Source organism: Patulibacter ginsengiterrae, assembly GCF_056269115.1.
In genome coordinates this window covers 54,554-80,093 of record NZ_JBWDOG010000018.1, presented here as the reverse complement: position 1 = coordinate 80,093, position 25,540 = coordinate 54,554, and the positions used below count along the sequence as shown (strand labels likewise).

At 72.3% G+C, this 25,540-nt stretch carries 25 protein-coding genes; 6 read left to right on the top strand and 19 right to left on the bottom strand.

Annotated elements, in window-relative coordinates; all coding sequences use genetic code 11:
* Window position 1 precedes the first annotated feature (1 nt).
* From ACVUH9_RS18975 to ACVUH9_RS18950, 6 genes are read right to left on the bottom strand one after another with little or no spacing between them, the layout of a single operon-like run.
* Window positions 2–1,375, bottom strand: a complete 1,374-nt coding sequence (locus ACVUH9_RS18975; protein WP_475759768.1) for a hydroxymethylglutaryl-CoA synthase — start codon at window positions 1,373–1,375, stop codon at window positions 2–4.
* 50 nt (window positions 1,376–1,425) lie between these two features.
* On the bottom strand, window positions 1,426–2,430 hold the full coding sequence (locus tag ACVUH9_RS18970; protein ID WP_475759766.1) for an ABC transporter ATP-binding protein: 1,005 nt from the start codon (window positions 2,428–2,430) through the stop codon (window positions 1,426–1,428).
* A complete protein-coding gene (locus ACVUH9_RS18965; RefSeq protein WP_475759764.1) occupies window positions 2,427–3,332 on the bottom strand; it encodes an ABC transporter permease in 906 nt (301 codons plus the stop codon). Before ACVUH9_RS18965 ends, ACVUH9_RS18970 begins: the two co-directional genes overlap by 4 nt.
* A gap of 2 nt (window positions 3,333–3,334) precedes the next feature.
* Complete coding sequence (locus ACVUH9_RS18960; protein WP_475759762.1) at window positions 3,335–4,246, bottom strand: ABC transporter permease; 912 nt, start codon at window positions 4,244–4,246, stop codon at window positions 3,335–3,337.
* Window positions 4,243–5,040 (bottom strand): ABC transporter ATP-binding protein, encoded by a 798-nt coding sequence (locus tag ACVUH9_RS18955; protein ID WP_475759760.1) that lies wholly within the window; start codon window positions 5,038–5,040, stop codon window positions 4,243–4,245. The genes ACVUH9_RS18960 and ACVUH9_RS18955 overlap by 4 nt, the downstream gene beginning before the upstream one ends.
* 58 nt (window positions 5,041–5,098) lie before the next feature.
* A complete protein-coding gene (locus ACVUH9_RS18950) occupies window positions 5,099–6,661 on the bottom strand; it encodes an ABC transporter substrate-binding protein (protein ID WP_475759757.1) in 1,563 nt (520 codons plus the stop codon).
* A gap of 215 nt (window positions 6,662–6,876) precedes the next feature.
* On the opposite strand from ACVUH9_RS18950, the gene ACVUH9_RS18945 reads away from it, so the two are divergent.
* The gene (locus tag ACVUH9_RS18945) at window positions 6,877–7,707 is read left to right on the top strand and encodes an alpha/beta fold hydrolase (protein WP_475759755.1); all 831 of its coding nucleotides are present in this window, start codon (window positions 6,877–6,879) and stop codon (window positions 7,705–7,707) included.
* 123 nt (window positions 7,708–7,830) lie between these two features.
* Here ACVUH9_RS18945 and ACVUH9_RS18940 read toward each other — a convergent pair whose 3' ends face one another.
* From ACVUH9_RS18940 to ACVUH9_RS18930, 3 genes are read right to left on the bottom strand one after another with little or no spacing between them, the layout of a single operon-like run.
* Window positions 7,831–8,202 carry a VOC family protein gene (locus ACVUH9_RS18940; RefSeq protein WP_475759753.1) on the bottom strand — a complete coding sequence of 124 codons (372 nt, stop codon included), beginning with the start codon at window positions 8,200–8,202 and terminating at the stop codon, window positions 7,831–7,833.
* Window positions 8,199–9,221 (bottom strand): LLM class flavin-dependent oxidoreductase, encoded by a 1,023-nt coding sequence (locus ACVUH9_RS18935; protein WP_475759751.1) that lies wholly within the window; start codon window positions 9,219–9,221, stop codon window positions 8,199–8,201. Before ACVUH9_RS18935 ends, ACVUH9_RS18940 begins: the two co-directional genes overlap by 4 nt.
* A gap of 10 nt (window positions 9,222–9,231) precedes the next feature.
* On the bottom strand, window positions 9,232–10,218 hold the full coding sequence (locus tag ACVUH9_RS18930) for an enoyl-CoA hydratase-related protein (RefSeq protein WP_475759749.1): 987 nt from the start codon (window positions 10,216–10,218) through the stop codon (window positions 9,232–9,234).
* 72 nt (window positions 10,219–10,290) lie between these two features.
* On the opposite strand from ACVUH9_RS18930, the gene ACVUH9_RS18925 reads away from it, so the two are divergent.
* From ACVUH9_RS18925 to ACVUH9_RS18915, 3 genes are all read left to right on the top strand, one after another.
* On the top strand, window positions 10,291–11,031 hold the full coding sequence (locus tag ACVUH9_RS18925; protein ID WP_475759747.1) for an enoyl-CoA hydratase/isomerase family protein: 741 nt from the start codon (window positions 10,291–10,293) through the stop codon (window positions 11,029–11,031).
* Window positions 11,032–11,130: 99 nt separating this feature from the next.
* On the top strand, window positions 11,131–11,973 hold the full coding sequence (locus tag ACVUH9_RS18920) for a hypothetical protein (RefSeq protein WP_475759745.1): 843 nt from the start codon (window positions 11,131–11,133) through the stop codon (window positions 11,971–11,973).
* Window positions 11,970–12,500 (top strand): RES family NAD+ phosphorylase, encoded by a 531-nt coding sequence (locus ACVUH9_RS18915; RefSeq protein WP_475759743.1) that lies wholly within the window; start codon window positions 11,970–11,972, stop codon window positions 12,498–12,500. The genes ACVUH9_RS18920 and ACVUH9_RS18915 overlap by 4 nt, the downstream gene beginning before the upstream one ends.
* A 19-nt stretch (window positions 12,501–12,519) precedes the next feature.
* Here ACVUH9_RS18915 and ACVUH9_RS18910 read toward each other — a convergent pair whose 3' ends face one another.
* The 6 genes from ACVUH9_RS18910 to ACVUH9_RS18885 all read right to left on the bottom strand — a co-directional run bounded on the left by ACVUH9_RS18910 (window position 12,520) and on the right by ACVUH9_RS18885 (window position 18,505).
* On the bottom strand, window positions 12,520–13,014 hold the full coding sequence (locus ACVUH9_RS18910) for a flavin reductase family protein (RefSeq protein WP_475759741.1): 495 nt from the start codon (window positions 13,012–13,014) through the stop codon (window positions 12,520–12,522).
* Window positions 13,011–14,018 (bottom strand): LLM class flavin-dependent oxidoreductase, encoded by a 1,008-nt coding sequence (locus tag ACVUH9_RS18905; RefSeq protein WP_475759739.1) that lies wholly within the window; start codon window positions 14,016–14,018, stop codon window positions 13,011–13,013. The genes ACVUH9_RS18910 and ACVUH9_RS18905 overlap by 4 nt, the downstream gene beginning before the upstream one ends.
* Window positions 14,015–15,568 carry a class I adenylate-forming enzyme family protein gene (locus ACVUH9_RS18900; RefSeq protein WP_475759737.1) on the bottom strand — a complete coding sequence of 518 codons (1,554 nt, stop codon included), beginning with the start codon at window positions 15,566–15,568 and terminating at the stop codon, window positions 14,015–14,017. Before ACVUH9_RS18900 ends, ACVUH9_RS18905 begins: the two co-directional genes overlap by 4 nt.
* 164 nt (window positions 15,569–15,732) lie before the next feature.
* Window positions 15,733–16,395 (bottom strand): TetR/AcrR family transcriptional regulator, encoded by a 663-nt coding sequence (locus ACVUH9_RS18895; RefSeq protein ID WP_475759735.1) that lies wholly within the window; start codon window positions 16,393–16,395, stop codon window positions 15,733–15,735.
* A 56-nt stretch (window positions 16,396–16,451) separates the two neighbouring features.
* Entirely contained in the window at window positions 16,452–17,432 is a 981-nt protein-coding gene (locus ACVUH9_RS18890; protein ID WP_475759733.1) for an LLM class flavin-dependent oxidoreductase, read from the bottom strand.
* Window positions 17,432–18,505, bottom strand: a complete 1,074-nt coding sequence (locus ACVUH9_RS18885) for an LLM class flavin-dependent oxidoreductase (RefSeq protein WP_475759731.1) — start codon at window positions 18,503–18,505, stop codon at window positions 17,432–17,434. The genes ACVUH9_RS18890 and ACVUH9_RS18885 overlap by 1 nt, the downstream gene beginning before the upstream one ends.
* Window positions 18,506–18,606: 101 nt before the next feature.
* Here ACVUH9_RS18885 and ACVUH9_RS18880 point away from each other — a divergent pair, with 101 nt between their 5' ends.
* The gene (locus tag ACVUH9_RS18880) at window positions 18,607–19,050 is read left to right on the top strand and encodes an enoyl-CoA hydratase/isomerase family protein (protein WP_475759729.1); all 444 of its coding nucleotides are present in this window, start codon (window positions 18,607–18,609) and stop codon (window positions 19,048–19,050) included.
* An 8-nt stretch (window positions 19,051–19,058) separates the two neighbouring features.
* Here the strand turns inward: ACVUH9_RS18880 and ACVUH9_RS18875 are convergent, their stop codons facing one another.
* The 3 genes from ACVUH9_RS18875 to ACVUH9_RS18865 are packed head-to-tail and all read right to left on the bottom strand — an operon-like array spanning window position 19,059 to window position 22,816.
* Window positions 19,059–20,090 (bottom strand): acyl-CoA dehydrogenase family protein, encoded by a 1,032-nt coding sequence (locus ACVUH9_RS18875; protein ID WP_475759727.1) that lies wholly within the window; start codon window positions 20,088–20,090, stop codon window positions 19,059–19,061.
* A gap of 19 nt (window positions 20,091–20,109) precedes the next feature.
* Window positions 20,110–21,261: an acyl-CoA dehydrogenase family protein gene (locus ACVUH9_RS18870; protein ID WP_475759725.1), complete on the bottom strand. Its 1,152-nt coding sequence runs from the start codon at window positions 21,259–21,261 to the stop codon at window positions 20,110–20,112.
* A complete protein-coding gene (locus ACVUH9_RS18865) occupies window positions 21,248–22,816 on the bottom strand; it encodes an AMP-binding protein (RefSeq protein WP_475759723.1) in 1,569 nt (522 codons plus the stop codon). Before ACVUH9_RS18865 ends, ACVUH9_RS18870 begins: the two co-directional genes overlap by 14 nt.
* Before the next feature lie 135 nt (window positions 22,817–22,951).
* Between ACVUH9_RS18865 and ACVUH9_RS18860 the strand changes: the two genes are divergently transcribed.
* The gene (locus tag ACVUH9_RS18860; protein ID WP_475759722.1) at window positions 22,952–23,941 is read left to right on the top strand and encodes an MBL fold metallo-hydrolase; all 990 of its coding nucleotides are present in this window, start codon (window positions 22,952–22,954) and stop codon (window positions 23,939–23,941) included.
* A 21-nt stretch (window positions 23,942–23,962) separates the two neighbouring features.
* On the opposite strand, the gene ACVUH9_RS18855 is transcribed toward ACVUH9_RS18860, so the two are convergent.
* Window positions 23,963–25,540: a class I adenylate-forming enzyme family protein gene (locus ACVUH9_RS18855; RefSeq protein WP_475759720.1), complete on the bottom strand. Its 1,578-nt coding sequence runs from the start codon at window positions 25,538–25,540 to the stop codon at window positions 23,963–23,965.

The window sequence follows — 25,540 nt, the reverse complement described above, 5'->3', positions numbered from 1 at the left end:
GTCAAGCCGCCTCCGGGCGGACCTTCCAGAAGTAGTTGTGGATGCCGTCGGTCGACGACAGCCGCCGGAACGTCGGCCGCAGCACGTCGCCGACGGCGATCCCCTCGGCCGGGGCGTCGGTGACCTGGACGCTCCGGCGCCCGCCGCCCTCGATGTCGACGATCGCCACGATCAGCGGCGGGGCCGGGGTCGGGGTCAGGTGGTCGACGGTGAAGCTGACGACCCGGCACGGCTGCTCGCGCAGCGAGACCGGCTCCTGGCCGTCGGTCGCGCCGCAAGCAGCGCAGACGCGGCCGGGCGGTGTGGTGACCTGGCCGCAGGCTCCGCAGCGCCCCGCCACCAACCCGAACTTCCAGGCCCCGGTCCGGAGCATCGGCGGCGCCGCGGGCGCGGCCGGATCGGGACGGTGGGCCCCGCTGATCCGCAGCAGTCCGCGCCAGCGCAGGAAGCGGTCGTAGGGCACGAACGCCTGTCGTTCGAGCTGCGTCCGGATCGGCCGTCCGCGGTTGGCGTCGGCGATCCCGGCCTCGACCCGCAGCACCAGCGCGTCGGCGCCGTCGGCACCGGAGACCGCGAGGATCGTCTGCCCGGCCTGGGCCCGGTCGAGCGCGTCGGCCAGCAGCAGGCCGAGGTGGGCGGCGCCGGTGTGGCCGACGAACGCCTCCAGCGTCGCGTCCTCGCCGCTGCTGCCGAGCCGCTTGCGGACCGGGGCCGCAGCCCGCGGGTTGGCGCAGCTGACGACCACGTGGTCGGGGCGCTCGACCCCGGCCGCGGCCAGCGCCTCGCCCGCCGCGGTCAGCATCAGCTCGGCCAGGGGCCCGGCGGTGAACCGCTCGTCCCAGACCGTCGGGTGGGGCGCGCCGGGGGCCCGCCAGCGGTCGAGCAGCTCGGTCGTCGCCGACGCCTCGCCAAGCAGGGTCGCCGCGGGCGGCGCATCGCCGGCTCCGGTCGAGAACGCGACCGCCGCGTCGCCGTGGGCCAGCTCGTCGGCCGAGCCGGGAGCCGGAGTCCGCAGGTCGGCGGCGACGATCGTGCCGCCGGTCCGGAGCGCCAGCAGCAGGCCCGTCGCGCCCGAGCGCAGGCCGACGAGGTCGACCGCCGCGCTCGCCGCGCCCCTCCCGAGCGCGGCGTGCACGGTCGCCGCCGAGCCCTTGTCGAGGTACGGCGGCTCGCTCGTCGCCAGCAGCAGCGGACCGCCGGCGACCGGCAGCGGGCGACCAGCCTCGACCGCGAGCGTGACCGCGTCCTCGTCGTGGGCGGCGACCGCCCGGCTCCGACGGGCTCCGGCACCGTCAGCGCCGAAGCTGGTCGTCCCGAGCCGGTAGGACGGCAGGTACGCGGCGTAGGCGCCGATCGTGGCGGGCTGTTCGGGCATCGATGGGGCTCCCCCGGCCATCCCGCGGGACGGTCCAGTCGTCGGGTCGGTCATGCGTGGTCGGTGGCCGCGGCGGCCGCCGGGGTCTCGAGCGGGTGCAGGCAGCGGTGGCCGCCGTCCGCGTCGCGCGGGACGAAGGCGACGTCGCCTTCCCGGCACTCCGGCGTGACCCGCGCGCAGCGGTCGGCGAAGCGGCAGCCGACGACGTCGACCGTCACCCGCGGTGCCGAGCCCTCGATCCCCTGGATCGGTCCGTCCGCGCTCCAGCTCGGGACCGCCGCCAGCAGGCCGGCGGTGTAGGGGTGGCGCGGCTCGAGCAGGACCCGGCGGGTCGGCCCGATCTCGGCCGCCTGGCCGCCGTACATCACGACGATCCGGTCGCAGAGGTCGGCGGCCAGCAGCAGGTCGTGGGTGACGAAGATCAGGGCCACGCCGAGCTCGCCGACCAGTTCGCGGAAGAGCGCGACGACCTCGGCCTGGGTGGTCACGTCGAGCGCGGTCGTGCACTCGTCGGCGAGCACGATCTGGGGCTCGGTGACCACCGCCAGCGCGATCGCCACCCGCTGCCGGAGACCGCCGGAGAGCTGGTGCGGGTAGCTCTGGAGGACCCGCTCGGGATCCTCGATCCGCATCCGCCGGAGGACGGTCGCCATCTGCTCCTCGACCTCCGCCTTCGACAGCTCGGGGCGGTGGGTGCGGAGCACCTCGCGGAGCTGGGTGCGGACCCGGTAGAGCGGGTTCAGCGAGCGCGAGGCGTCCTGGAAGACCGTCCCGATCCGGCTGCCGCGGGCGGCGGCGGTCGTGTCGTGACCGGGCGCGACGACCAGCTCGTCGCCGATCCGGACCTCGCCGCCGACGATCTCGACGTTGCGATCGAGCAGGCCGATCAGCGTCTTCACGAGCGTGGTCTTGCCGCTCCCGGACTCGCCGACGACGCCGAGGATCTCGCCCCGGCGGAGCTCGACGTCGAGTCCGTTGACGAGCACCAGGTCGTCACCGGAGAGCCGCGCCTCGATCCGCAGGTCGCGGATGCTGAGGGCCGTCGCGTCGCTCATGAGTACCGCCGCTTCTTGGGGTCGTAGTGGCTGAGCAGCGCGTCGCCGAGCAGGTTGACCAGCAGCACGACGAGGGTGATCGCGATGCCCGCAAAGGCCGAGATCCACCAGGCCTGGGTCAGGACCTCCTTGCCGGAGGCGAGGATCGCGCCCCAGCTGATGCTCGGCGGCTGGATGCCGAGGTTGAGGAAGCTCAATCCGCTCTCGACGAGGATCGCGGTGCCGATCTCCAGGGTGGCGAGCACGAGGATCGTGCTGGTCAGATTCGGAAGGATGTGTCGCAGGACGATCCGTGGTCCGGAGGCGCCGGCCGCTCGCAGCCCGAGCACGAAGGGCCGCTCGCGCAGCGCCATCGTCTCCGCCCGCACCACGCGGGCACAGGGGGCCCAGCCGGTCAGCGCCAGCACCACCAGCAGGACGCCGAGCGAGGTGCCGCGGTTGGCGATGATCGCCAACGCGATCAGGACGAACGGCAGCGCCAGCTGAGCGTCGATCAGGCGCGAGATGACCATGTCGGTCGCACCGCGCCGGTAGCCCGCGAGCAGCCCGACCAACGTCCCGGGGATGATCGCCACGAGCATCCCGAGGATCCCGATCAGCAACGTCAGGCGACCGCCGTGCAGCAGCCGCGAGAGCATGTCGCGGCCGAGCTTGTCGGTGCCCAGCGGATGCGCCCAGTCACCGCCGGAGAGGAAGACCGGCGGACGCATCGTGGTGTCGAGGTGCTGCTTCTGCGGGTCCGGCAGGCCGAGCCAGGGAGCAACCACGACCAGCAGCGCGATCAGCAACAGCGGGATCGCCAGGGTCAGGATCGAGCGCGGCGGCAGCGAGAGCCGCCGCGCCGTACGCGCGGGGGCCGGAGCGACGGCGGGGCCGCCGGCCGGCTGCGGGATCGAGCCCATGACTACCTCAACCTCGGATCGACGGCGACGTACAACAGGTCGACGAGCAGGTTCAGCACGACGAACGCGACCGCACCGACGACCACGACCGACTGGGCGAGCGTGAAGTCGCGGAACTGGACGGCGTCCAGGGCGAGCGTGCCCAGGCCCGGCCAGGCGTACACGTACTCGATCGCGACCGCCCCCGAGAGCAGCGCGCCGGTCTGGAGCGCCGTGACCGTCATCACCGGCAGTGCCGCGTTGCGCAGCGCGTGGACGCCGATCACCCGCGCCCGCCCGAGTCCACGGGCACGCGCGGCGTCGATGTACGGCTCGTGCAGCACCTCGGTCATCGCTGCCCGGGTCAGGCGGGCGATGATCGCCAGCGGCAGCAGCGCCAGGGTCACCGCCGGAAGGATCAGGTGGTCGATCCCACCGGCCTGGCCGGACGGCAGCAGGCCGAGCTGGACCGCGAAGATCAGGATCAGCATCATCCCCAGCCAGAAGACGGGGACGGACTGGCCGAGCAGCGCCACCGTCGATGCCGCGCGGTCCCACAGGGTGCCCTCGCGGACCGCGGCGAGCACGCCGAGCGGCACCCCGATCAGCAGCGCGAGGAACATCGCCGCCGCCAGCAGCTCGATCGAACGCGGAAGCCGCGACGTGATCAGCTCGACGTTCGGCTTGTAGTACTGCAGCGAGTCGCCCAGGTCGCCCCGGAGCGTGTCGCCCATGTACGACAGGTACTGCGTGGGCAACGGCCGGTCGAGCCCGAGGTCGGCGCGCATCGCGTCGATCTGCTCGCGCTGGGCGGTCGGCCCGAGGATGTTCGCCACCGGGTCGCCCGACGCGTGCCCGAGCAGGAACGCGGCCGACAGCGCCAGCAGCAGGGTCACCAGCGCGGCGCCGATCTTGCGGCTCACGAACGTGGTCATGCGGCCACCTCTGCGGTCCGGAGGGTTCGACCCGGAACGGCCGCGATCAGCCGCCGGGTGTAGTCGTGTTGCGGCGCGTCGAGGACGGCCGCGGTGGCGCCTTCCTCGACGACCTTGCCGTGCAGCATCACGTAGACGCGGTCGGAGATCCGGCGGACGACGCTGAGGTCGTGACTGATGAAGAGGATCGCGACGCCGGTCTCCTCACGCAGCTCCAACAGGAGCCGCAGGACCTCGGCCTGCACGGAGACGTCGAGCCCCGAGGTCGGTTCGTCGGCGACGATCAGCCGCGGGCGCATGAGCAGCGCGCGCGCGATGCAGACGCGCTGCGCCTGGCCGCCGGAGAGCTGGTGCGGGTACCGATCCAGCAGGTCGGGCGAGAGCCGCACCTGCTGGAGCAGCCCGGCGTCGTCGGTCCAGGAGGTCCGTTCCGGCTGCAGCCGGCGCAGCTCACGGAAGCCCGCCCGCACGCTCTGGCGCGGGTCGAGCGACCCGTGCGGATCCTGGAAGACGACCTGGACCTCCGGCCTCAACGCGCGCAGCCGGCGCGCGCTGAGGGTCGAGAGGTCGGTGCCGAGCAGCGAGACGCGGCCCGACGTGTGGGCCCCGAGCGCGGTCAACGCCATCGCCAGGGTCGTCTTGCCGGAGCCCGATTCGCCGACGACGCTCACGATCTCGCCGGCATCGAGATGCACCGACACCCCGTCGACGGCCGTCAGTCGCTCGCCGCGCTTGCCGCCGCGCATCTGGTGCACGACGGTCAGGTCACGGACGTCGACGATCCGCTCCGTCATGCGGAGACGGCGGCGGCGCCGCTGGGGTCGAGGTTGAGAGCGTCGTCGACGAGCATGCTCAGCCGATCGACGCCTTGTTGAACAGCGCGACGTTCAGCGGCGTGTACTTCACGCCCGCGACCTTCTTCGAGGCCGCGATGTTGTAGGTCTGGCGGTAGACCGGGACGAAGCAGGCGAGCTTGACCACGGCGAGCGTGTTCAGCTCGTCGTAGATCTTGGCCGCCGACGCGTCGTCGGGCTGCGCCAGCGCCTTCGCGGTGAGGTCGTCGAGCCTCGGATCCGGGCAGTTGGCCGAGATCGAGTCCTTGGTCAGAAAGCCCCGGGCGAAGAAGTCCGGGTGCGCGACGTTCGGCACGGCCTCCATCAGGTAGATGCCCGACATGTTCCGCTTGACGATCTGCGTGACGAAGCTGCCGTAGTCCAGGGACTTCAGCTTGACCTTGAAGCCGATCTCCTCGAGCATTCCGGCGGTGGCCTCGGCGACGTCCGCGATGCTGACCTGGCTGGCCGCGTAGGTCAGCTGGATCGTCGGGGTCTTCCCCGCCAGCAGCTGCTTTGCCTCCTCGGCGTTCGGGGTGATCGACGCCTTCGGCTCCTCACCCGGGAGCAGGTTCAGGAGGCCGGTGTCCGCGGTCGCCTGACCCTGGAAGACGCTCTCCACGATCTGGTCGCGGTTGATCGCCTTCGCGACCGCCATCCGCGTGTCGACGTCGGTGAACGGCGCCTTGTCGGCCTGGACGAACACCTGGGTCTTGACCGCGGTCGGCGTCGAGTCGACCGCCAGGCCCGCGCTCTTCGCCGCGTCGGACTGCATCGGCGGCAGGTCGAACGCCACGTCGGCGGCCTTGCTCTGGACCAGCGACAGGCGCTGCTGCGGGTCGGTGGCCCAGGTGAACGTCACCCCGGCGAGCTTCGGCTTGTCGCCCCAGTAGTCGGGGTTCGCCGCGACCTCGATGCTGCGTCCGGAGATCTCCTTCTTCCAGACGAACGGGCCGCTGCCGATCGGGGCCTTGGTGAAGCCCTTGGTGCCCTGCTGCTCGTAGTACTTCGGCGGCAGCGCGAAGACGGTCGTGAGCAGGTTGACGAAGTTGACCTGCGGGGTGGCCGTCGTCACGACGACGGTGTCGGTCCCCTTGGCCGTGACCTTCTTGACGTTGGCGAAGTAGGACTTGAGGATGCCGCCGGGGTTCTTGACGTTCTCCTCGATCGAGAACGCGACCGCGGCGGCGTCGAGCGGCTCACCGTTGGTGAACTCGAGGCCCTCGCGGACCTTCAGCTCCCAGGTCGTCTTCGACGGCCGCGACCAGTCGGTGACGAGGCCGGTCTTGGTCGGCTGCTCGCGCTCGTCGACGTTGACCAGCGGCTCGAGCATGGTGCCCCAGACGTACTGCCCATCGCGGGCGGTGACGATCGGGTCGAGCCCCGACGGCGCCGCCGGTAGGACGACACGGAGGTTGCCGCTCGGGCCACCGCTGGCGGCCGACGTTCCGCTGTCGTCGTTGGCACCGGACTCGGAGTCGCTGCTGCCGCAGGCCGTGACCCCGAAGGCCAGGACGATGCCGGCCGCGGCGGCCAGAGCCCTACGGGACGAGAGGCCCCTTGTTGCTGTGTGACGCTGCATCTCTTCTCCCCTCAGAGGGCCGAAAGGCGGCCCGATCCATGCGCTTCCCCGGGTCCCTGATCCTCCGGAGAGGCCGACCATACCAACCAGACGGTATTTAGGGAGATCTCTTTCCCTGACCCCCATTCGCCGGCCCGATCGCCCTGCCAGAGGGCGAGCTGACGGCCAGCTTTCGCGCCGTTGCATAACGACTAGTTGGTATGTATGGTCCGATCATGGATATCGAAGTCAACGGCGATCGCATCCACTACACGACGATCGGCAGCGGCGATCCGCTGCTGATCGTGCACGGCGGCATGGGCCACGGGCACCGGTACCTGCGCCCGTGGTTGGACCCACTGGGCGCCTACCGCCAGCTGATCTTCGTCGACATCCCCGGCGACGGACAGAGCGAAGCCCCCGAAGGCCACGGCGAGTGGACCGACGCCGGGCCGATCGTCGCCGCCCTCCACGGCCTGCGCAAGGCGCTCGGCTTCGAGCGCTGGACCGTGCTCGGCCACTCGTTCGGCGGCTTCGTCGTCCAGACCTACGCGCTGACGCACCCCGAGGACTTCGACGGGCTGATCGTCTGCTGCTCCAGCCCCGTCGTGGATCACCTCGACGAGTCGTTCGCCGCCGCCGCGAAGTACGCCGACCCCGTCCAGTTCAAAGCGGTGACCGAGCGGCTGTTCCACCCGATGGCCGACGACGCCGAGTTCGACGCGGTCTGGAGCGACGTCGCTCCCGTCTACTTCGCCCACCCCGAGCGCTACGACGTCGCGCACATGGACGAGAAGGGCAACGCGGCCGCCTTCAACGCCTCGCTGCGGATCCTCCCGAACATCGACGTGCTCGAGCGGCTGCCGGAGCTGAAGATGCCGACGCTCGTGATCGGGGCGACCAAGGATTGGACCTTCCCTCCGCCCGTCGCCGCCCACCGCATCCGTGACCGGATCGCCGGCGCCGACTACATCGAGTTCGCCGACTCCGGGCACTACCCGTTCATCGAGGAGCCCGAGGCCTTCGAGGCCGAGGTCGGCGGCTGGCTCGCTGCCCAGACCGCCTGAGCGATCCCGCAGACGCAACGCTTGGCTCCCCACCGGGCGTTCTTGCGGCATCGCCCCCGCGGGTGGGAACGACGAACGGCGGGGGCCCGCCGGACGAACGCCCGCCGAGCCCCGCCGACCGCTCTACGGCTGGGGCTCGCCCTTCGGCTTCGAGGCGTAGGCCACGAACAGGTTCCCGTCGGGATCGGTGAAGCCGACGCGCAGCTCGTGCTCGGTCTCCTCGACCTCGCCCGTCAGCGCCACGCCTGCCCCCCGCAGCCGCTCCGCTGTCGCGCGCACGTCATCGACCTTGAGGCCGATCGCCGTCTTGCCGACCACCGGCTGCTCCTCCGGAGCGGCCAGCGCGATCGTCGTCCCGCCGCCGTCGAGCGCGGCGTAGCGGTCGCCGTCGCGGAAGCGCAACGGCAGGCCGAGGACCTCGCCGTAGAAGCGCAGTGCCGCGTCGAGGTCGTCGGTCGGCAGCAGCACGTGCCCGACCCGCCCCAGCGCGCTCACGCCAGCACCCCGTCGAACCGCGGCATGACCTCGCGCGAGAACCGCTCGATCGTCTGCCGCGCGATCTCGGGCGGCGCCCCCAGCCACTGGGTCCGGAAGACGAAGTGGTTGAAGCCACCGGCGGCGAAGTCCTCGATCCGCCCCGCGACCTCGTCCGGCGTGCCGAAGAAGAACGCCTTCTCCTTGATCTCGTCCCACATCGTCTCGAAGTAGTCCATCCCGTACTGGACGTACTCGCCGTAGGAGGCCTTGGCGTACTGCTCGGCCATCGCGAAGGCCTCCTCACGCGAGTCGGCGATGCAGAGGTCGCGGTGGATCGGGTACGTCCTCCCGGCGGGATCGATGCCGTTCGCCCGCAGCTCCTCGCGGTACAGGTCGAGGTTGCCGATCGCCCAGTTCCGCTTGACGTTGCCCGGCGCCAGCCAGGGGTGCCCCATCCGGGCCGCCCGCTTGATGCCGCCCGGCGAGTTCGCCCCGATCCAGACCGGCGGATGCGGCTGCTGGACCGGCAGCACGCTGCAGGTCTCGCCGTCGATCCGGAAGTGCTGGCCCTCGTAGCTGACCGACTCGCCGGTCCACAGCGCCTGCATCACCTCCAGCGACTCGGTCATCCGGCTCGTCCGCTTCTTGAGGTCGAGCCCGAAGGCCTGGAACTCGTTCTCGCGGTAGCCGGACCCGACCCCGAGCACGAACCGACCGCCCGAGAGCTGGTCGATCGTGGCGATCTCCTCCGCCCAGTGGACGGGGTGGCCGAGCGGCAGGATCAGGATCCCGGTGCCGATCTGCATGTCGCCGGTGTGGTCGATCAGCCGCGCCATCAGCGACAGCGGCTGCAGCGTCCGCAGGTTCGAGAGGTAGTGGTGGATCCCGTAGACCGAGTCGTAGCCCAGGTCACGAGCGGCCTGGACCAGATCGATCAGCTCGGCGATCCGCGACGGGACGTCGTCGTCCATCGCGTACTGCGGGTCGAGCAGGAGCCCGAACCGCAGCCGGTCGTCGTTCGTCGTCGCGTCGCGCACGCCGACCCGCTCAGTCCGCGGCGGCCGCGTCGCCGCGGCTGCGCTCGTTGCTCAGCCGGAAGAACGGCGCGACCATGTTGTCGCGGTCCTCCAGCGCCTGCCGGATCCCCTTCTCGCGCCGCTCGCGGAGGAAGTTCCAGTCGCCCTCCTCGAAGCTGACGTTGGTCGCCCAGCCGTGGCCGACCCAACTCGTCATCGCGCCGAGGCCCTTGCCCCGCGCCTCCATCACGATCTGCATCATCGACTTGCCCATCATCAACGAGTCGAGCGGCATCACGGCGATCGCGTCGACGTAGTCGTCGACCCACTGCTCCAGCTCCTCCGGCTCGACCACCTTGGTGACCAGACCGGCCTCCTCGCCCTCGGCTGCGCCGAGCGGGCGCATGGTGAGCATCAGGTCCTTCATCTTGGTCAGACCGAGCTTCTCGATCCAGTGGTACATGTCCTGCGGCGCCGGGCCGAGGTACCGGAAGGCCGGGTGGGTGAAGCGCGCGTCGGGCGTCGCGATCACGATGTCGGCCGAGAGCGCGATCTGGAAGTGGCCGCCGTAGCAGTAGCCCTGCACCTGGCAGACCGTCGCCTTCAGCGACTCGACGATCGGCCGGGTGAAGCCGGACGAGAGCACGTTGCGGTCGGGCAGGATCCGCTGCCGCTGGGCGGGGCGGCGACGCGAGGCCTTGTCGGTCCCGCTCTTGTAGCCGATGTAGTGGCCCAGCTCGGCGGCGTCGGCGCCGGTCCCGAAGTGCTCGCCCTCGCCCTTGAAGAGGATCACCTTGACGCGGTCGTCGGCCTCGGCCTCGCGAACGAGGTCCCCGACCCGCTCGAACGCGGCGACCGGAATCGCGTTCAGACGATCGGCCCGGTCGAAGGTGATCGTCGCGACCGCACGCTCGGCGTCGACGTCGTAGCGCACGTAGCGGGCCAGGACCTCGGGGTCGAGCTCCATGTTCTCGCTGTCCCACTGCTCGACGAGCAGGTCTGCTTCGGACTTCTTCACGCGTGTCTCCCTCGAACGATCCGGTCAAGCCATTCCATACCGGCTAGTCGGTACGTATACTTGCCTGCACCCATGACTGTCAAGCCCGAGCCGTCCGAGAGCATCCGCTACGAGCAGCGCGACGGGGTCGCGCGGATCACCATCGACCGGCCCGCGCGCCGCAACGCGTTCGACGATCCGACCGCCGCCGCGCTCCACGCCGCGCTCCGCCGCGCGGGCGACGACGGCGGCTGCCGGGTCATCGTGCTCGCCGCCAGCGGCCCGGTCTTCTGCGCCGGCTGGGACCTGCACGAGCTGGCCCGGATGCGCCAGCAGGCCGACCCCACCGCGACCCGGGCGAGCTTCGTCGCCAACCGCGAGCTGCTGGCCGACCTCGCGGCGCTGCCGCAGCCGACGATCGCCTGCGTCCAGGGGCCGGCGATGGGCTTCGGCCTCGGCCTGATCGCCCGCTGCGACCTGGCGATCGCCGGCCGCGGGGTCCCGTTCGCGCTGCCCGAGATCGTCCACGGCGTGGTCCCCGGGATCGTGATGCTCGACCTACTGCGGACGCTGCCGGCCAAGACCGCGCTCGACTGGCTCCTGAGCGGCGCGACGCAGACCGCCGAGGACGCACTCGCGGCCGGGCTCCTCAGCCGGGTCGTCGCCGACGACCGACTGACCGCGACCGTCGACGAGCTGGCGACGACGATCGCCGGCCACGGTCCCGAGACCGTCCGCGAGACCAAGCGCCTCTACCGGCAGCTGCGGGCCAACAGCGACGAGCACGCCGAGGCGACGACGATCGACGCGGCGGTTGCGGCACTGCTGGGCTGAGCGGCCTCGCCGGAGGCGAAGGTGGCGACGGCCCCCACGTGACCCGCCGCCGGTTGCGCTTTAGTTGCGATTGCGATTTGGTTGCGCTAGCCTCGGCGGATGCTCTCCGGGGTAGACGAGCAGTTCCTCTCGGTCCTCCAGGCCGGCGACGTACCCGCGGCCAAGCGCGCCTTGCGGAGCGCTCCGGCGGCGCTCGACGCCGGGACGGAGGTCGCGCGCGCGCTCGAGGATGCCCTCGCCGGACGGGCCGGCGGGGCTCGGCAGTACCTGGACGCGTGGAGCCATCTGACCGCGCACTTCGTGAGCGTCTGGGAGCAGGCCCCCCACCCCCCGCAGGCGACGGCACCCACCTCCCATCCGGAGGTGCGTCGCGGAGGCGCCGAACAGCTCTTCGCGGATCTGCTCAGGGAGGCCGCGCTGTTCGCGCCGTTCTCCGTCACGCTCGAGGAGCTCGGGCCCCGTGCCGGCCTCGTGCTCGCCGCCGCGAGTGCGGTCCGGGGCGGGATGGCCCGCCCCTGGCCCACCGTCTCCGGAAGCGGGATCGAGGTCCCCCCGGACGAGCCTGCGGTGCGTGCCGCCCGCCGGTTCCTCTTCCGGGTGCGACGGGAGCTGCTCAACGACCAGGACCCGCTCGAACGGATGGCCGAGGCCCTGACACTCTCGTCGACCGATCTCGGCCGGCTGTTCGGCGTCACCCGGCAGGCCGTCTCGCGTTGGCGCGACGGCGAGGTTCCAGCCGCACACCGGGCCAAGCTCGCGACCTTGGACGCCTTGATCGACCTGCTCGAACGCCACCTCAAGCCGGGACGCCTCTCCGGCGTCGCGCGCAAGCCCGCCGGGGCCTACGGCGGACGGACGATGCTCGAGATGATCGCCGACGGCGACGAAGCCGAACTGCTCCGCCTCGTTCGCGCCTCATTCGACCCGAGCACCACCGCGTGACCGCCGCGACGCGGCGAACGGTCCGCCGCTCCGGCCGGCACTACCGGGTCGCCGCCCCGCAGTGGATCAACCCGCTCGACGGCTCCCATGCAGGCCGCCGCGGCGGCCGCTGGAACGCCCCGGACGAGCGGGACGTCGTCTACCTCAACGCCGACGTCGAGACCGCCCGTCTCAACGTCCGGCGTCAGCTCGCCGGGCATCCCTACGGCCCCGAGGACCTCGACGACAGCGTCTTCTGCCTGGTCACGACCGACGTCCCCGGCGGGGACTACCTCGACCTCACCACGCCGCCCGCCTGCCAGGACGCCGGGCTTCCGCTCGAGTATCCGCGGGATGGCGCGGGCGAGACCGTGCCCCACGCAGCGTGCCAGGCCGTCGGCCGGAACGCCGAGCGCGATGGCCTGCAGGGCATCCTCTGCCCCTCCGCGGCCAACGGGGCGGCGTCCTCCAACCTCGAGCTCGCACACTTCTCACGGGACGCGCCCCTGACGCCGATCGACGTGCTGCCGCTCAGTCAGTGGTACTGATCTAGGCCTGGAAGCAGCCTCAGACCGCCCGGCGGTAGCCGCCGCCGAAGAAGACCAGCGGCTCCGGGTCGTCGGCGACCCCGCCGTGGAGCACCCGCCCGACGACCAGCACGTGGTCGCAGAGCGCTCGCTCCTCCATCAGGTCGCAGACGACGGTCGCGACGCAGCCCTCGATCACGGGGATCCCATGGCTGATCCGGTGGGGGACCTGGGCGAACCGGTCGGCCGGCGACAGCGAGGCGTCCGCGAACAGCGACGAGACGTGCTGCTGGTCGGCGGCCAGGACGTTGACGCAGAAGCGCCGGGTCTGCCGCAGCGCCGCCAGCGTCCGCGTCTCCTCGCCGAGGCAGACGACCAGCGACGGCGGGTCGAGCGAGAGCGACGTCAGCGCGTTGAGGGTGCAGCCGTAGGGCGCGCCGTCGGCGATCGTGGTGACCAGGCTGACCCCGGTCGTCCACGCCGCCATCAGCCGCCGGTGGCCGGCCCCGTCGACCGGGGCCATCGTCGTGGTCATGCGCCCGCCTCCGTCTCCGCCCGCAGTACGGGCATCACCTCTTCCGCGAACAGCCGCACCGACGCCCGCGCCATCTCCGGCGGCATCCCGAGCCACGACGGCCGGAAGATCAGGTGGTCGAACCCGTGGGCCCGGAAGCCCCGGATCCGCTCGATCAGCTCCTCCGGCGAGCCCAGCAGCAGCGTGTTGCTGACCAGCTCGTCGAAGCGATCGCGCTGCCAGCGCAGAGCCGGGTACTCGGCGTACGTGTGGTACTCCTGCCGCGCGTAGGGCAGGCCGTCGGCGACGGCCTGCTCGGTGGTCGGCGCGCAGTACAGCTCGACGCCGATCGGCCGATCGACGACCGCGTCGGTCCGCCCGTACTCGGCCAGCGCCTCGTCGTAGATCGCGACGTGCCGCTCGAGGTAGCTGCGGCTGGGGGCGTTGCCCGGGGCGTACCACGCGTCGCCGAGCCGGGCCGCGCGGCGGACCGCGTGGCGGCCTCCGGCCCCGACGTAGATCGGCGGCCCTCCGGGCTGCAGCGGCGGGACCCCGATCCGCTGGTCCTGGAGGCCGTAGAACTCGCCCTCGAAGTCGACGCGCTCACCACTCCAGAGCGCGCGGATCAGGCGGATCCCCTCGTCGAGCCGACGGAAGCGGGTGTCCATGTCGATCCCGAAGGCGTCGAACTCGTGCTCGCGGTAGCCGGCGGCGACGCCGAGCGCGACCCGTCCGCCCGAGAGCTGGTCGAGGGTCGCGAACTCCTCGGCGACGTGGACCGGGTGGAAGAACGGCAGCAGCAGGATCCCGGTCCCGAGCTGGATCCGCTCGGTCCGTTCGATCAACGTCGCCAGCATCGAGATCGGCTGCGGGGTGGCCAGGTTCGAGGCGAAGTGGTTGATCACCCAGGCCGAGTCGTAGCCCAGCTGCTCGCAGAGCTGGACGAGCTCAGCCAGCTCGGCGATCCGCTGCCGCAGGTCGTCGCCGAACGACCACTGGTGCGACGCGATGATCCCGAACCTCACGCCGCTGCCCCCGCGTCCCGGGCCCCGGCTGCCGCCAGCGCGTCGCGGCGGACCTTGCCGGCGGCGCTGCGGGGCAGCTCGTCGAGGAAGGCGACCAGCCGCGGCGCCTTGAAGTGCGCCAGCCGCCCACGGACGTGGGCGATCAGCACCGCCGCCAGCTCGTCGTCGGTCTCGTCTCCCGGCTCGCGGACGACGACCGCCTTGGGGATCTCGCCGAGCCGGTCGTCGGGCACGCCGACGACGCGCGCGTCGCGGACCAGCGGGTGCGCGCGCAGCTCCTCCTCGATCTCCTCGGGCCAGACCTGGAAGCCACCGCACTTGATCATGTCGCGCTTGCGGCCGACGAGGAAGAGCACGCCGTCGGGATCGACGTAGCCGATGTCGCCGGAGTGGACCCAGCCGTCGCGGACCAGCTCGGCGGTCGCATCGGGGTCGTCGACGTAGCCCTTCGGCATCGACGAGCGGACGCAGACCTCGCCCGACTCGCCCTGCGCGAGCGCCGCTCCGTCGTCGTCGCGGATCTCCAGCTCGACGCCCTCGTAGACCTTCCCGGCCGAGCCGGCCTTCCAGCGTCCCTCGCGCATGTCGCGCGCCGTCCAGCCGGCGATGTGGCCGGTCTCGGTCGAGCCGTAGTTCATGACGATCGGGACCCCGAAGCGCTCCTCGAACTGGCGCCGCAGGTGGATGCTGAGGGCCTGGCCGGCGATCAGCACCGAGCGGACCGAGGAGAGGTCGGGCGCGTCCTCCGCGTGGACGACGTCGTAGAGCATCGTCGGCAGCAGGAAGAGGTTGTCGAAGCGGTGCTCGGCGAGCATCGCCTCGAGCGTGGCGACCCGGAAGCGCCCCCAGAGCGCCGCGGCCCGACCGACGTGGAAGGCGAACAGCAGCGTGTGCTGGCCGCCGCTGTGGAAGAGCGGCAGCGCGATCAGGTTCGGCGGGACGCCGTCGGCGACCGCGCCGTAGGGGCCGGGCCGCCCGAGCGAGACCTGCGCCAGCCGCGCGAGCGAGGCCGAGACGCCGCCGTGGGTGACGCTGACCGCCTTCGGCCGGCCGGTGGTGCCGCCGGTGAAGAGGATCGCCGCCTCGTCGTCGGCGTCGCAGGCGACCGAGGCCAGCCGCTCACCGTCGGCCACCGCGAGCGCCGGGACGCCCGCGACCGGGGCCGCGCCGACGGTCAGCGCCGCGACGCCGGTCGCGGCCACCCCGGCCGCGAGCGCGGTCGGGTCGTGGGCGTCGGCCAGCAGCAGCGTCGGGCTCGTCTTCTCCAGCGACTCGGTCAGCTCGGCGCCGTTGTAGAGGCTGCTGATCGTGACCGGGACGGCCCCCAGCTTCCAGGCGCCGAAGAGCGCGAAGACCAGCTCCGGGCCGTTCTCGAGGTACATCGCGACCCGGTCGCCGTGGCCGATCCCCGCGGCGCGGAGGGCGTGGCCGACGGCGGAGGCGCGCCCGTCGAGCTCGGCGTAGGTCCAGCGACGGCCGTCGTCGAAGAACAGGCCGGGACGGTCCGGCAGCTCGGTGGCACGGCGCTCGAGGTCGGTGGCGAGGTTCACAGGGTGGCTCCGTCGGAGGCCGGCAACTTCATACCGGCTGGTCGGTACTAACTAGCGGGACAGTAGCGCGGGTGGCACCGCCACGTCAAGCGGGCGGCCACCGCCGGGCCCCACGCGCGGCGGGTCGGGGCCGCGCCCGGCCGCGCCAACGGCCACGCCGCCGGTCAGGCGGAGGCCGGCACGCGGACGACGAGGCCACCGAGGGCGAGGGCGGCCAGCTGGTCGGCGACCTGGTCGGCGGTGATCGAGCCCTCGTCGCGGAACCACTGGTGGACCCAGGCCGACATCCCGACCACGCCGAAGACCGCGATCCGCGGCACGATCGCCGGGTCGAAGAGGCCCCGCGCGACGCCGTCCTCGACGATCGCGCCGAGCATCCGGTCGAGGTCGTCGCGCTTGCGCTTGACCTCCTCGGCCCGCTCTCCCGTCAGGTAGCGGCGCTCCTGGAAGAAGACCGCCACCTGGAGGCGGTAGCGAGCGACGCTCAGGACCGACTCGCGGATGACCTCGCGGAGCTGATCGACCGGCGACTCGAACTCCTCGAGGATCCGCTCGGTCGACTGGCGCTGATCGTCGAGGAACTCGTCGTGGATCAGCCCGAGGATGTCCTCCTTGCTCTCGAAGTGGTGGTAGAACGCCCCCTTCGTGAGCTCCGCCCGCTCGACGATCTCCTGGACCGACGTCCCGTGGAAGCCCTGCTCCCCGAACAGCTCCAGCGCGCTGTCGAGCAGGAGCCGGCGCGTCTGCTCCGGGTCGTAGCTCCCCCGCTGACCCTTTGCGCCACCACGCGTGGTGGCGGTGCGAGCACGCCGTTTCTGGTCGACCATGCACGCAGCATGCCGTACAGACCGGGCGGAATGTAATCCGCCCCTCGCCGTACGGGTCAGCGCGCCAGCCGCGGCAGCACGTCCTCGCCGAAGCGGCGGATCTGATCGAGCGCCTGCTCGTGCGGCATTCCCATGAACTGCAGCCGCAGCGAGAGGTCGGTCACGCCGTGCTCGCGCTCGAGGTGCTGGATCCGCGCCACGACCGTGTCGGGGTCCCCGACCACGCAGGCGTCGCTGAGGTACGAGTCGACCTCGACCTGCTGGGCGGCATCCCACGACTTGTAGGCCGCGTACTGCTTCTCCAGGTGGGGCCGGATCAGCGCTCGCGCCTGCTCGGTCGTGTCGAACACGCATGCCTCGCGGCTCATCGGATAGTCGCGGTCGAGCGTGTGTCCGCGCTCGGTCAGGGTCGCGCGGTAGAGCGCCATCCGCTCCGCGATCGCCGGGTCGTCGCCCTCCGGGCTCATCAGCCACGAGCAGTCGAGTGCCGCCGCCCGCCGGATCGCGGGATCGGCGAACGCCCCGATCCAGATCGGCGGACCGCCCTCCTGCACGCAGCGCAGCGGCAGCCGCGCGTCACGCACGCTGCCCCAGCTGCCGGACGCGGTGACGGTCTCGCCGGCCCACAGCGCCCGCAGCAGCGGCACGTACTCGCGCAGGCGGACCAGCCGGTCCGGCCAGTCGACCCCGAACGCCTCGCACTCGCGCTTGCGGTAGCCCGCGCCGAGGCCGACGATCAGCCGACCGTTGCTGAGCACGTCGAGCGTGGCCAGCTCCTCCGCCAACGCCAGCGGGTTGAAGAGCGGCGCGAGCAGGATCCCGAAGCCGATCCGCACCCGCTCGGTCGCGTGGGCCAGGTGCGCCGCCAGGGTCAGGGGCTGGAGGAAGGCCGAGTGCGCGAGGTAGTGGTGCCCGAGGAACACGGCGTCGAACCCGAGCCGATCCGCGAGCTGGGCCTGGGAGACGATCGCCTCCAGGCCGACCCGCGGATCCTCGGCGGGATCGAACTGCGCGCTCAGGAAGACGCCGACGCGCATCAGGTCGCCGGGGCCGCCACCGCGGCCTTCTCGCTCGCCGCCGGGGTCGTGCGGAACTGCGGGATCACCTCGGTGGCGAACTGCTCCATCGAGCGCAGCGCCTCCTTGCGCGACATCGACGGGATCCGCAGCCAGCCGATGTAGTGGTTGATCCCGAGCTGCTCCTGGAGCTGGTGGATCGTGTCGGCGACGCGCGACGGATCGCCGAAGTTGCCGCCGTGGGTCAGCGTCTGCTCCAGCGTCAGCAGCCGGATGTTGTCGGCGACGCGCTCGTAGTACTCGCGCTCGGCCCCGATCGCCTCCTCGGAGCCGGGGATCACCTTGCCGACCGACTGGTAGTACTCGAGGGCGGCCTGGGCCGCGCCCTGCAGCCCGGCCTCGGTGTCGCCGCACCAGACCTGCTGCATGTACGGCAGCTCCTGGGCGTCCGGGTCGAACCCGTTCTCGTGCATCGACTCACGGTAGAGGTCGAAGTTGCGCTTCATCAGCCCGAGCGGGGTGAAGTTCGGCGAGGTGATGATCGGCTCGCCGAGCCGGCCGCGGTCGCGGAAGTTGTCCGGCGACACGGTCCCCTGGAGGATCGTCGGCCCGCCCGGCGTCAACGGACGCGGGTAGGTCGTCATGTCCTCGTACTGGAAGATCTCGCCGTCGTACGACCAGCTCTCCTCGCTGAGGGCCAGGCGCAGGACCTCGAGCGTCTCCTTGTAGCGCTGGCGCGACGTGTCGAGCGGGACCCGGAAGCCCTGGAACTCCTTCGGCTGGTACCCGCGACCGACGCCGATCTTGAGCCGGCCGCCGGAGAGCACGTCGAGGGTCGCGATGTCCTCGGCCAGCCGTACGGGGTCGTAGAACGGCAGCACCAGAACGGCGGTGCCGATCGTGATCCGCTTCGTCCGCTCGGCGATCGCCATCCCGAAGTTGATCGGGCTGCCGAGGACGCCATAGCGCGAGAAGTGATGCTCGGCCAGCCAGACGGAATCGAAGCCCAGCTCATCGGCCAGGGCGATCTCCTCCAGCGTCTCGTGCAAGACCTGCTGATCCGAGGCGCCGTCGCCCCCCGGGAACAGATTCATGATTCCGAACTTCACAGTTTCCTCCGGTGCTCCGAACAAGATTCCGACTAGCCGGTATGTTAGGTTCCGGCTCCACAGAAGTCAAACCGAACGGTATGAATATGTCTCCCGCCGTCGTCCTGGAACACCGCGGCCCGGCCCTCTGGGCCCGGCTCTCCCGCCCCGAGCAGGGCAACGCCTGCGGCCCCGAGACGATCGCCGGGCTGCACGCCTGGCTCGCGGCCGGGGCCGCCGATCCGGCCGTCCGCGTGCTCGTCCTGACCGGCTCCGGGAGCTCGTTCTGCGCCGGCGCCGACATGCGCGCCGGCGCGCCGCTGCTCGACGACCGCGCGGCGCTGCTCCGCCAGCTCCGGCATGGCCGCGACCTGGTCGACGCGATCGCCGCCGCCCCGCGGCCGGTGGTCGCCGCGGTCAACGGGGTCGCGGCCGCCGGCGGCTTCGAGCTGACGCTCGCCGCCGACCTCGAGCGCGAGTGGCAGGCGCTCAGCGCCCACGTCCAGGCCCCGGGCTTCGCCGACGCCGTCCGCCGCTTCCTCGGCGACTGACGTCGGCGTCAGCCGCGTCCGGGGCCGTCCAGCCGCAGCCGGCCGAGCCGCCGCCGGTGCCAGCGCGACGAGCCCAGCCAGGGGTCGGTCGCCAGCACTCGACGCACGTACAGGTGCGGGTCCGCCTCCATCGTGATCCCCATCCCACCGTGGACCTGGACCGTGCGCTCGGCGGCGAACAGCGCCGCCTCGCCGGCCCGGGCCTTCGCCGCGTGCACGCAGGCCGCGGCGTCCGGCTCGCCCTCCTCGACCGCCCAGGCGGCGTAGAGGGTCAGGTCCCAGGCCGCCTTGAGTCCGACGAAGGCGTCGGCGAGCTGGAAGGCCACGCCCTGGAAGGCGCCGATCGGGGTCCCGAACTGCTCGCGCTCGCGGGCGTAGTCGGCGCCGAGCCGGACCGCGCCGTTGCCGGCCCCGCAGAGGTCGGCGGCGGCGACCACCGTCGCCGCCAGCAGCCCGGACCCGACGGGCCCGCTCGCCTGCGGGGTGCGTCCGTCGAGGTCGACGTCCCAGACCGGCCGGCTCGGATCGAGCGAGGCGCGGGCCCGGAGGCCGTCCGCCGGCAGCAGCGCGACGGTCCCGCCGAGCACCGCGACCAGCGCGTCGGCACCCTCGGCGTGGGCGACGAGCGTCTTGCCGCCGCGGGTCACGGCGCCGTCGAGCCGGGCCGCGCCCTCCCAGCCGTCGCCGACCGCCTCGTCGGCGGCGATCGCCCAGCGCTGGCCGCCGTCGACGGCCGGCGTCACGTCGATCCCCGCCGCTGCCGCCAGCTGGACGGCCGCCGCGTGGGCCGGCAGCCGGCTCGGGGCGAGGGTCCGGCCGAGCGTCTCGACGGCGACGGCCAGGTCGACCAAGCTGCTGCCGAAGCCGCCGGCCGCCTCGGGCACGCCGAGCGCCCCGTAGTCGGCCAGCAGTGCGGCGTCGAAGTCGGGCGCGGCGTAGCCGTCCTCGAGACAGGCGCGGGCGGCGGGCAGGCCGTCGGCCGAGAGACCGGCGACCGCGCGCTCGATCTCGTGCTGCTCCGGAGTGAACGTTGCTCGCATGGGTCCTTCGGGGTCGGGGTCAGCGGGACCGGGGCAGCGCGAGGACGCGCTCGGACAGGATCGACTTCTGGACCTCGTCGGTCCCACCCTCGATCGTGTGACCACGGGCGCGCAGGTAGTGGTGGAGCAGCGCGATCGCCTGGGGCTCGTCGACCAGCGGCGCGACCGGGCCCTGCAGCCGCAGGCCGAGCCGGGTGCTGTCCTGGACGACCGCCGCCCAGAGCAGCTTCACGGCCGAGGTCTCCGGACCAGGGCGTCCGCCGCCGGCGGTCTCGGCCATCGTCCGCAGCGAGCCGATCCGGACGGCCTCGGCGTCGGCGTCGAGCGCCCCGATCGCGTCGGCGACCGCGTCGTCGTCGGCCAGGCCACGCGCACGGGCGACCTCGACCACCGCGTCGACCGCCTGCCGCGCCCAGACCCAGAGCGACAGCGCCATCCCGCCGCGCTCGTAGGCGAGCGTGGTCAGCGTCGCGGTCCAGCCGCTGCCGACCTCGCCGAGCACGTCCTCGTCGGCGACGAAGACGTCGTCGAGGAACATCTGGTTGAACTCGGAGTCGCCGTTGACCATCACCAGCGGGCGGACCTCGATCTCGGCCATGTCGGCGAGGAAGTAGCTGATCCCACGGTGCTTCGACGCCTCCGGATCGGTCCGCGCCAGCAGCAGGCAGCGGGTCGCGTTGTGGGCGTTCGAGGTCCAGACCTTCTCGCCGCTGATCCGCCAGCCGCCCTCGACCTTGCGCGCCCGCGTCTGGAGCCCCGCCAGGTCGGAGCCGGCGCCGGGCTCGCTGAAGCCCTGGCACCAGTACTCCTCGCTGCGCAGGATCGGCCCCAGGTAGCGCTGCTGCTGAGCCTCGTTGCCGTGGGCCATGATCGTCGGCCCCGCCAGCATGATCCCGACCCCGTTGAGGGCGTAGGGGGCGCCGCGACGCGCGCCCTCCTCGTTGAAGATCGCCTGCAGGACGACGTCCTGCTCCTGCCCACCGAAGGCCGCCGGCCAGGTCAGTCCGGTCCAGCCGCCGTCGGACAGCCGCTGCTGCCAGATCCGCGACCACGACTCGCGCTCGTCCTGGGGCAGGCCCTCCTGCTCGGGCACGTCGGCCAGCTGCTCGTCGAGCCAGGCAGCGGCACGGGCGCGGAAGGCCGCCTCTTCGGGGGTGTCACGAAAGTCCATCGGTGGCTTCCTCGGATCGGGAGGACAGGGATGCGACAAGCGGCTCGGCGATCATCTTCGCCTTGTAGAGCTTGCCGTTGGGGTCGCGCGGGAGCCGCTCGCGCAGGTGCACCCGACGCGGCAGCTTGTGGCGGGCGAGCCGCTGCTCGCAGTGGGCGGCGATGCTGCTGCGGAGCTCGTCCCCGGACGGCGCGTCGGCGGTCGCCTGGACGTAGGCCTCGGGCACCGCGCCCAGGTCCTCGTGCTCGACCCCGACGACGCCTGCGTCGGCGACCCACGGGTGGCCGAGCAGGACCGCCTCGATCTCCGCCGGGTAGGTGTTGACCCCGCCGACGTTGATCATCTCGCTCTCGCGACCGGTCAGGTACAGGAACCCGTCGGGATCGACGTAGCCGCGGTCGCCGACGGTCAGCAGCCGCCCGCGGCGGACGCCGGCGGTCTTCTCGGGATCGTTGTGGTACTCCATCACGTCGTCGCCCTGACGCATGTAGACGATCCCCTCGCTCCCGACCGGCAGCTCCTCGCCGTCGGCGTCGAGGATCTTCAGCTCCGAGATCGCCGAGGGACGGCCGACCGTGCCGGGGTGGGCGAGCCACTCGTCGGGGCGGGCGATCGTCGTCCCGACCTCGGTCGAGCCGTAGTACTCGTAGATCACCGGGCCGAGCCAGTCGAGCATCCGCTGCTTGACCGACAGCGGGCAGGGCGCCGCGCCGTGGAGCACGAACCGCAACGTCGCCAGGTCGAACCCGGCCCGGGTCTCCTCAGGCAGGCCGAGCAGGCGGTGGAACTGGGTCGGGACCATGTGGGTCCCGGTGACGCCGTGGGCCTCGACCGTGCGCAGGAACAGCTCCGGCGACCAGCCGTCCATCAGCACCAGGCTGCCGCCCATGTGCAGCGCGCCGGAGGCGGGCGTGATGTTGGCCGAGTGGTACATCGGCGAGGTCACGGCCCAGGCGGCGAAGGCGTCGCCCATCCCGTACTCGTCGAACAGCCACTCGTAGACCTTCGCGCCCTCGTCGGCCGTGCGGCCGGAGAGCGGGCGCTTGACGCCCTTGGGACGCCCGGTCGTGCCCGACGTGTACTGCATCAGGGAGCCGGCGGGACGGTCCTCGGGCAGCGTCTCCGGCTGGCCCTCGGTGAGCTCGGCGAGCGGACGCAGACCCGCCGCGGGGCCGTCGCCGAAGACCGCGGAGCGTGCCAGGCCGGCGACGTCCGCGGCCTCGCCCGCGACGTCGGCGACGCGCGCGGAGCAGACCAGCGCCTTGGCCCCGGAGTCCTCCAGCAGGTACCGGACCTCGGCCGCGGTCAGGTGGTAGTTGATCGTCACCAGGTAGAGGCCGCTCTGCATCGCGGCCAGGTACAGCCGCAGCATCGGGACGCCGTTGGCCATCAGGCAGGCGACCGTGTCCCCCGCCCGCAGACCGGCGACGTCCCGCAGACCGTGGGTCAGGCGATTGACGTCGGCCTGCAGCTCACCGTAGGTCCACGTCCGCCCGTCCGCGTCGACGACGGCGCGCCGCTCCGGCTCCGCCTCCGCCCACAACCGAAACCCCACGCGCCGCTCGCTCACCCTGCGCTCCATCCCGTCGCTGTCCGTCGTTCCCACTACGTTCCGACCATTCGGTATGTTCTCAACGTAGCCGCCTCCCGACCCGCCGTCAAGGCGGGTTCGGCGCGGCCCGCCACGGCCATGCCACGTTCGCCCTCCGTCTACCGCGACGCCTTCCACCGCCGCGAGGTGCCCGCCCCCGAGCCGGTCGCCGACGGCGTCTGGGCGCTCCCGCTGCCGCTCGTCGGCAGCCCCGTGCTCTCGGTGATGTCGTACGCCTTCGCCCACCGCGACGGGCTGATCGTGGTCGACTGCGGCTACGACGAGGACCACTGCTGGGCGACGATGGAACGGGGCCTGACCGCGATCGGCTACGCCCCCGGCGACGTGACCGGGATCGTCCTGACCCACAACCACCCCGACCACGTCGGCCTGACCGAGCGGCTGCGGGCGGCGTCCGGTGCGTGGGTGGCGATCCACCCGCGGGACGAGCTGGAGCGCCAGCTGCCGCTGCGGGGCACGTTCCTCGAGCAGCTCGACGACGACCTGCGCCTGGCCGGCGTGCCCGACCACGAGCGCGCCGAGATGATCGAGGCCTCGCGGCGGCTGGCCCGCCAGAGCGACGACCTGCGCGTCGACCGGCTGCTGGACGAGCACGAGCCGATCGTCGCCGACGGGCTCGAGCTGCACGTGCTGGAGACCCCCGGCCACACCCGCGGCCACGTCAGCCTCCACGACCGTCGACGGCGACTGCTGGTCGGCGGCGACCTGCTGCTGCCCGAGGGCGACGTCCAGCTCGGCCTGGTCTGCGACGAGCACGAGGACCCGGTCGCCGACCTCCAGCGCTCGCTCGCGCGGGTCGCCCGGCTCGATGCCGCCGAGGTCCTGCCCGGCCACCAGTACCGCTTCGCCGACCTGCCCGCCCACGCCGCACGGGCCTGGCGGGAACAGCGCGAGCGACTCGACGCCGTCGCGGTCGCCCGCCGGGAGCACCCGGGCGCCAGCCCCTGGGAGCTGACGCCGCGGCTGGAGTGGGGCCGCCCGTGGGCGACGATGGGCACCACCGCCCGCCGCTTCGCGGTGATGCAGGCCGCCGCCCGGGTCCGCTACCTGGAGCGGACGGGCGGCTGACCGCGTCGCCCGTCCCGTCGCTCAGGCGACGGGCGCGCCACCCCGGACATCTCCGGCTGCGGCCGTCCAGACCGGCTGCAGCCCGTCGACCTGCTCGCGCAGCTCGCGCTTGAGGACCTTGCCCGACGGGTTCCGGGGGAGCGACTCGACGACGTAGACAGCAGTCGGAACCTTGAACCGCCCCAACCGCGACCGGCAGTGCTCGATCAGCGCTTCCGGGTGCAGTGCCTCCGTCGCGGCGACGATCGCCACCGGGACCTCGACCCACTTGGGGTGCGGAACGCCGATCACCGCGGCCTCGAGCACGGCCGGGTCGGCATCGACGACGGCCTCGATCTCCGACGTGGCGATGTTCTCGCCGCCGCTGCGGATCATGTCCTTCAGCCGATCGAGGATGTACAGGTAGCCGTCCTCGTCGTAGCGGCCGACGTCACCGGTGTGGAACCAGCCGCCACGCCAGGCCTTCTCGGTCGCGACCGGGTCGTCGAGGTAGCCGTCGCAGACCTTCGGTCCACGCACGACGATCTCGCCCGACACGCCCGCCGGGACCGGCTCGTCCTGCTCGTCGACGACCCGCACGTCGACCCCATGGACCGGCCGACCGACCGAGCCCTGCTTGCTCAGCATGTGGTCGTCGTCGAGGTACGCCACCCCGCTGCAGGTCTCCGTCAGCCCGTAGCCCTCCATCAGCTGCGCGTTGGGGAAGACCTCGATCGTCTGATGGAAGAGGGTCGGCGTCGCCTGGCTGAAGATCATCCAGCGGACCGACGAGGTGTCCCACCGCTGGCGCTCGGGCAGGCGCCGGATCATCGTCAGCATCGTCGCGACCATCACCGTCCCGGTGATCCGCTCGCGCTCGACGATCTCGAGGATCGACGCGGCGTCGAACCGCCGCATCAGCACCATCGTCGCCCCGGCGTACCAGGTGGCGTAGCCCGGGATGTCGAGCCCGCCGACGTGGTAGAGCGGGGCGAACACGAGGATCCGATCGGCCTTCGTGAGCCCCAGCTCCGCCAGGTGCATGTGGATGTTGGCGTTGACGTTGCCGTGGGTCAGGCGCGCGCCCTTCGGCCGACTCGTCGTCCCCGACGTGTAGAGGACCCGCTGGAGGTCGCCGTCATCGACCTCCGCATCGGGCACCCGCGCCCCCGCGTGCTCCACGATCAACCCGGGGATCGACGTCCAGTCCGGGCCGAGGTCGCCCTCGAGCGCCAGCCGCACCCGCACCCGCGGCAGCCGTGCGGCCAGCGCGCGGGCGGTCTCGCCGTACTCCGGCTCCGAGGCGAGCGCCTCGACCTTGGCGTGATCGAGCAGGTAGTGCAGCTCCTCCTCGTGCAGCCGGTAGTTGAGCGGCACCAGGACCGCACCGACCTTGGCCAGCGCGAGGTTCAGCAGCAGCGACTCGGGCAGGTTCATCGCCAGCGTGCCGACCCGCACCCCGGGGCCGATCCCGGCCGCGAGCAGCCCCGCGGCCAGTGCGTTGACGTCGTGGTCGAGCTGGCTGTAGCTCCAGCGGCGGCCCTCGAAGACCAGCGCGTCACGGTTGCCGTGGCGGAGCCGGGCCCAGTCGAGCAGCCGGCTCAGGTTGGCGGTCGGCAT

Coding starts and splice junctions, on each gene's coding strand:
- ACVUH9_RS18970 (WP_475759766.1), bottom strand. CDS start 2,430: ATGAGCGACGCGACGGCCCTCAGCATCCGCGACCTGCGGATCGAGGCG.
- ACVUH9_RS18925 (WP_475759747.1), top strand. CDS start 10,291: ATGACTGTCAAGCCCGAGCCGTCCGAGAGCATCCGCTACGAGCAGCGC.
- ACVUH9_RS18950 (WP_475759757.1), bottom strand. CDS start 6,661: ATGCAGCGTCACACAGCAACAAGGGGCCTCTCGTCCCGTAGGGCTCTG.
- ACVUH9_RS18920 (WP_475759745.1), top strand. CDS start 11,131: ATGCTCTCCGGGGTAGACGAGCAGTTCCTCTCGGTCCTCCAGGCCGGC.
- ACVUH9_RS18945 (WP_475759755.1), top strand. CDS start 6,877: ATGGATATCGAAGTCAACGGCGATCGCATCCACTACACGACGATCGGC.
- ACVUH9_RS18880 (WP_475759729.1), top strand. CDS start 18,607: ATGTCTCCCGCCGTCGTCCTGGAACACCGCGGCCCGGCCCTCTGGGCC.
- ACVUH9_RS18890 (WP_475759733.1), bottom strand. CDS start 17,432: ATGCGCGTCGGCGTCTTCCTGAGCGCGCAGTTCGATCCCGCCGAGGAT.
- ACVUH9_RS18870 (WP_475759725.1), bottom strand. CDS start 21,261: ATGGACTTTCGTGACACCCCCGAAGAGGCGGCCTTCCGCGCCCGTGCC.
- ACVUH9_RS18965 (WP_475759764.1), bottom strand. CDS start 3,332: ATGGGCTCGATCCCGCAGCCGGCCGGCGGCCCCGCCGTCGCTCCGGCC.
- ACVUH9_RS18955 (WP_475759760.1), bottom strand. CDS start 5,040: ATGACGGAGCGGATCGTCGACGTCCGTGACCTGACCGTCGTGCACCAG.
- ACVUH9_RS18855 (WP_475759720.1), bottom strand. CDS start 25,540: ATGCCGACCGCCAACCTGAGCCGGCTGCTCGACTGGGCCCGGCTCCGC.
- ACVUH9_RS18975 (WP_475759768.1), bottom strand. CDS start 1,375: ATGCCCGAACAGCCCGCCACGATCGGCGCCTACGCCGCGTACCTGCCG.
- ACVUH9_RS18895 (WP_475759735.1), bottom strand. CDS start 16,395: ATGGTCGACCAGAAACGGCGTGCTCGCACCGCCACCACGCGTGGTGGC.
- ACVUH9_RS18875 (WP_475759727.1), bottom strand. CDS start 20,090: ATGCGAGCAACGTTCACTCCGGAGCAGCACGAGATCGAGCGCGCGGTC.
- ACVUH9_RS18860 (WP_475759722.1), top strand. CDS start 22,952: ATGCCACGTTCGCCCTCCGTCTACCGCGACGCCTTCCACCGCCGCGAG.
- ACVUH9_RS18960 (WP_475759762.1), bottom strand. CDS start 4,246: ATGACCACGTTCGTGAGCCGCAAGATCGGCGCCGCGCTGGTGACCCTG.
- ACVUH9_RS18885 (WP_475759731.1), bottom strand. CDS start 18,505: ATGAATCTGTTCCCGGGGGGCGACGGCGCCTCGGATCAGCAGGTCTTG.
- ACVUH9_RS18910 (WP_475759741.1), bottom strand. CDS start 13,014: ATGACCACGACGATGGCCCCGGTCGACGGGGCCGGCCACCGGCGGCTG.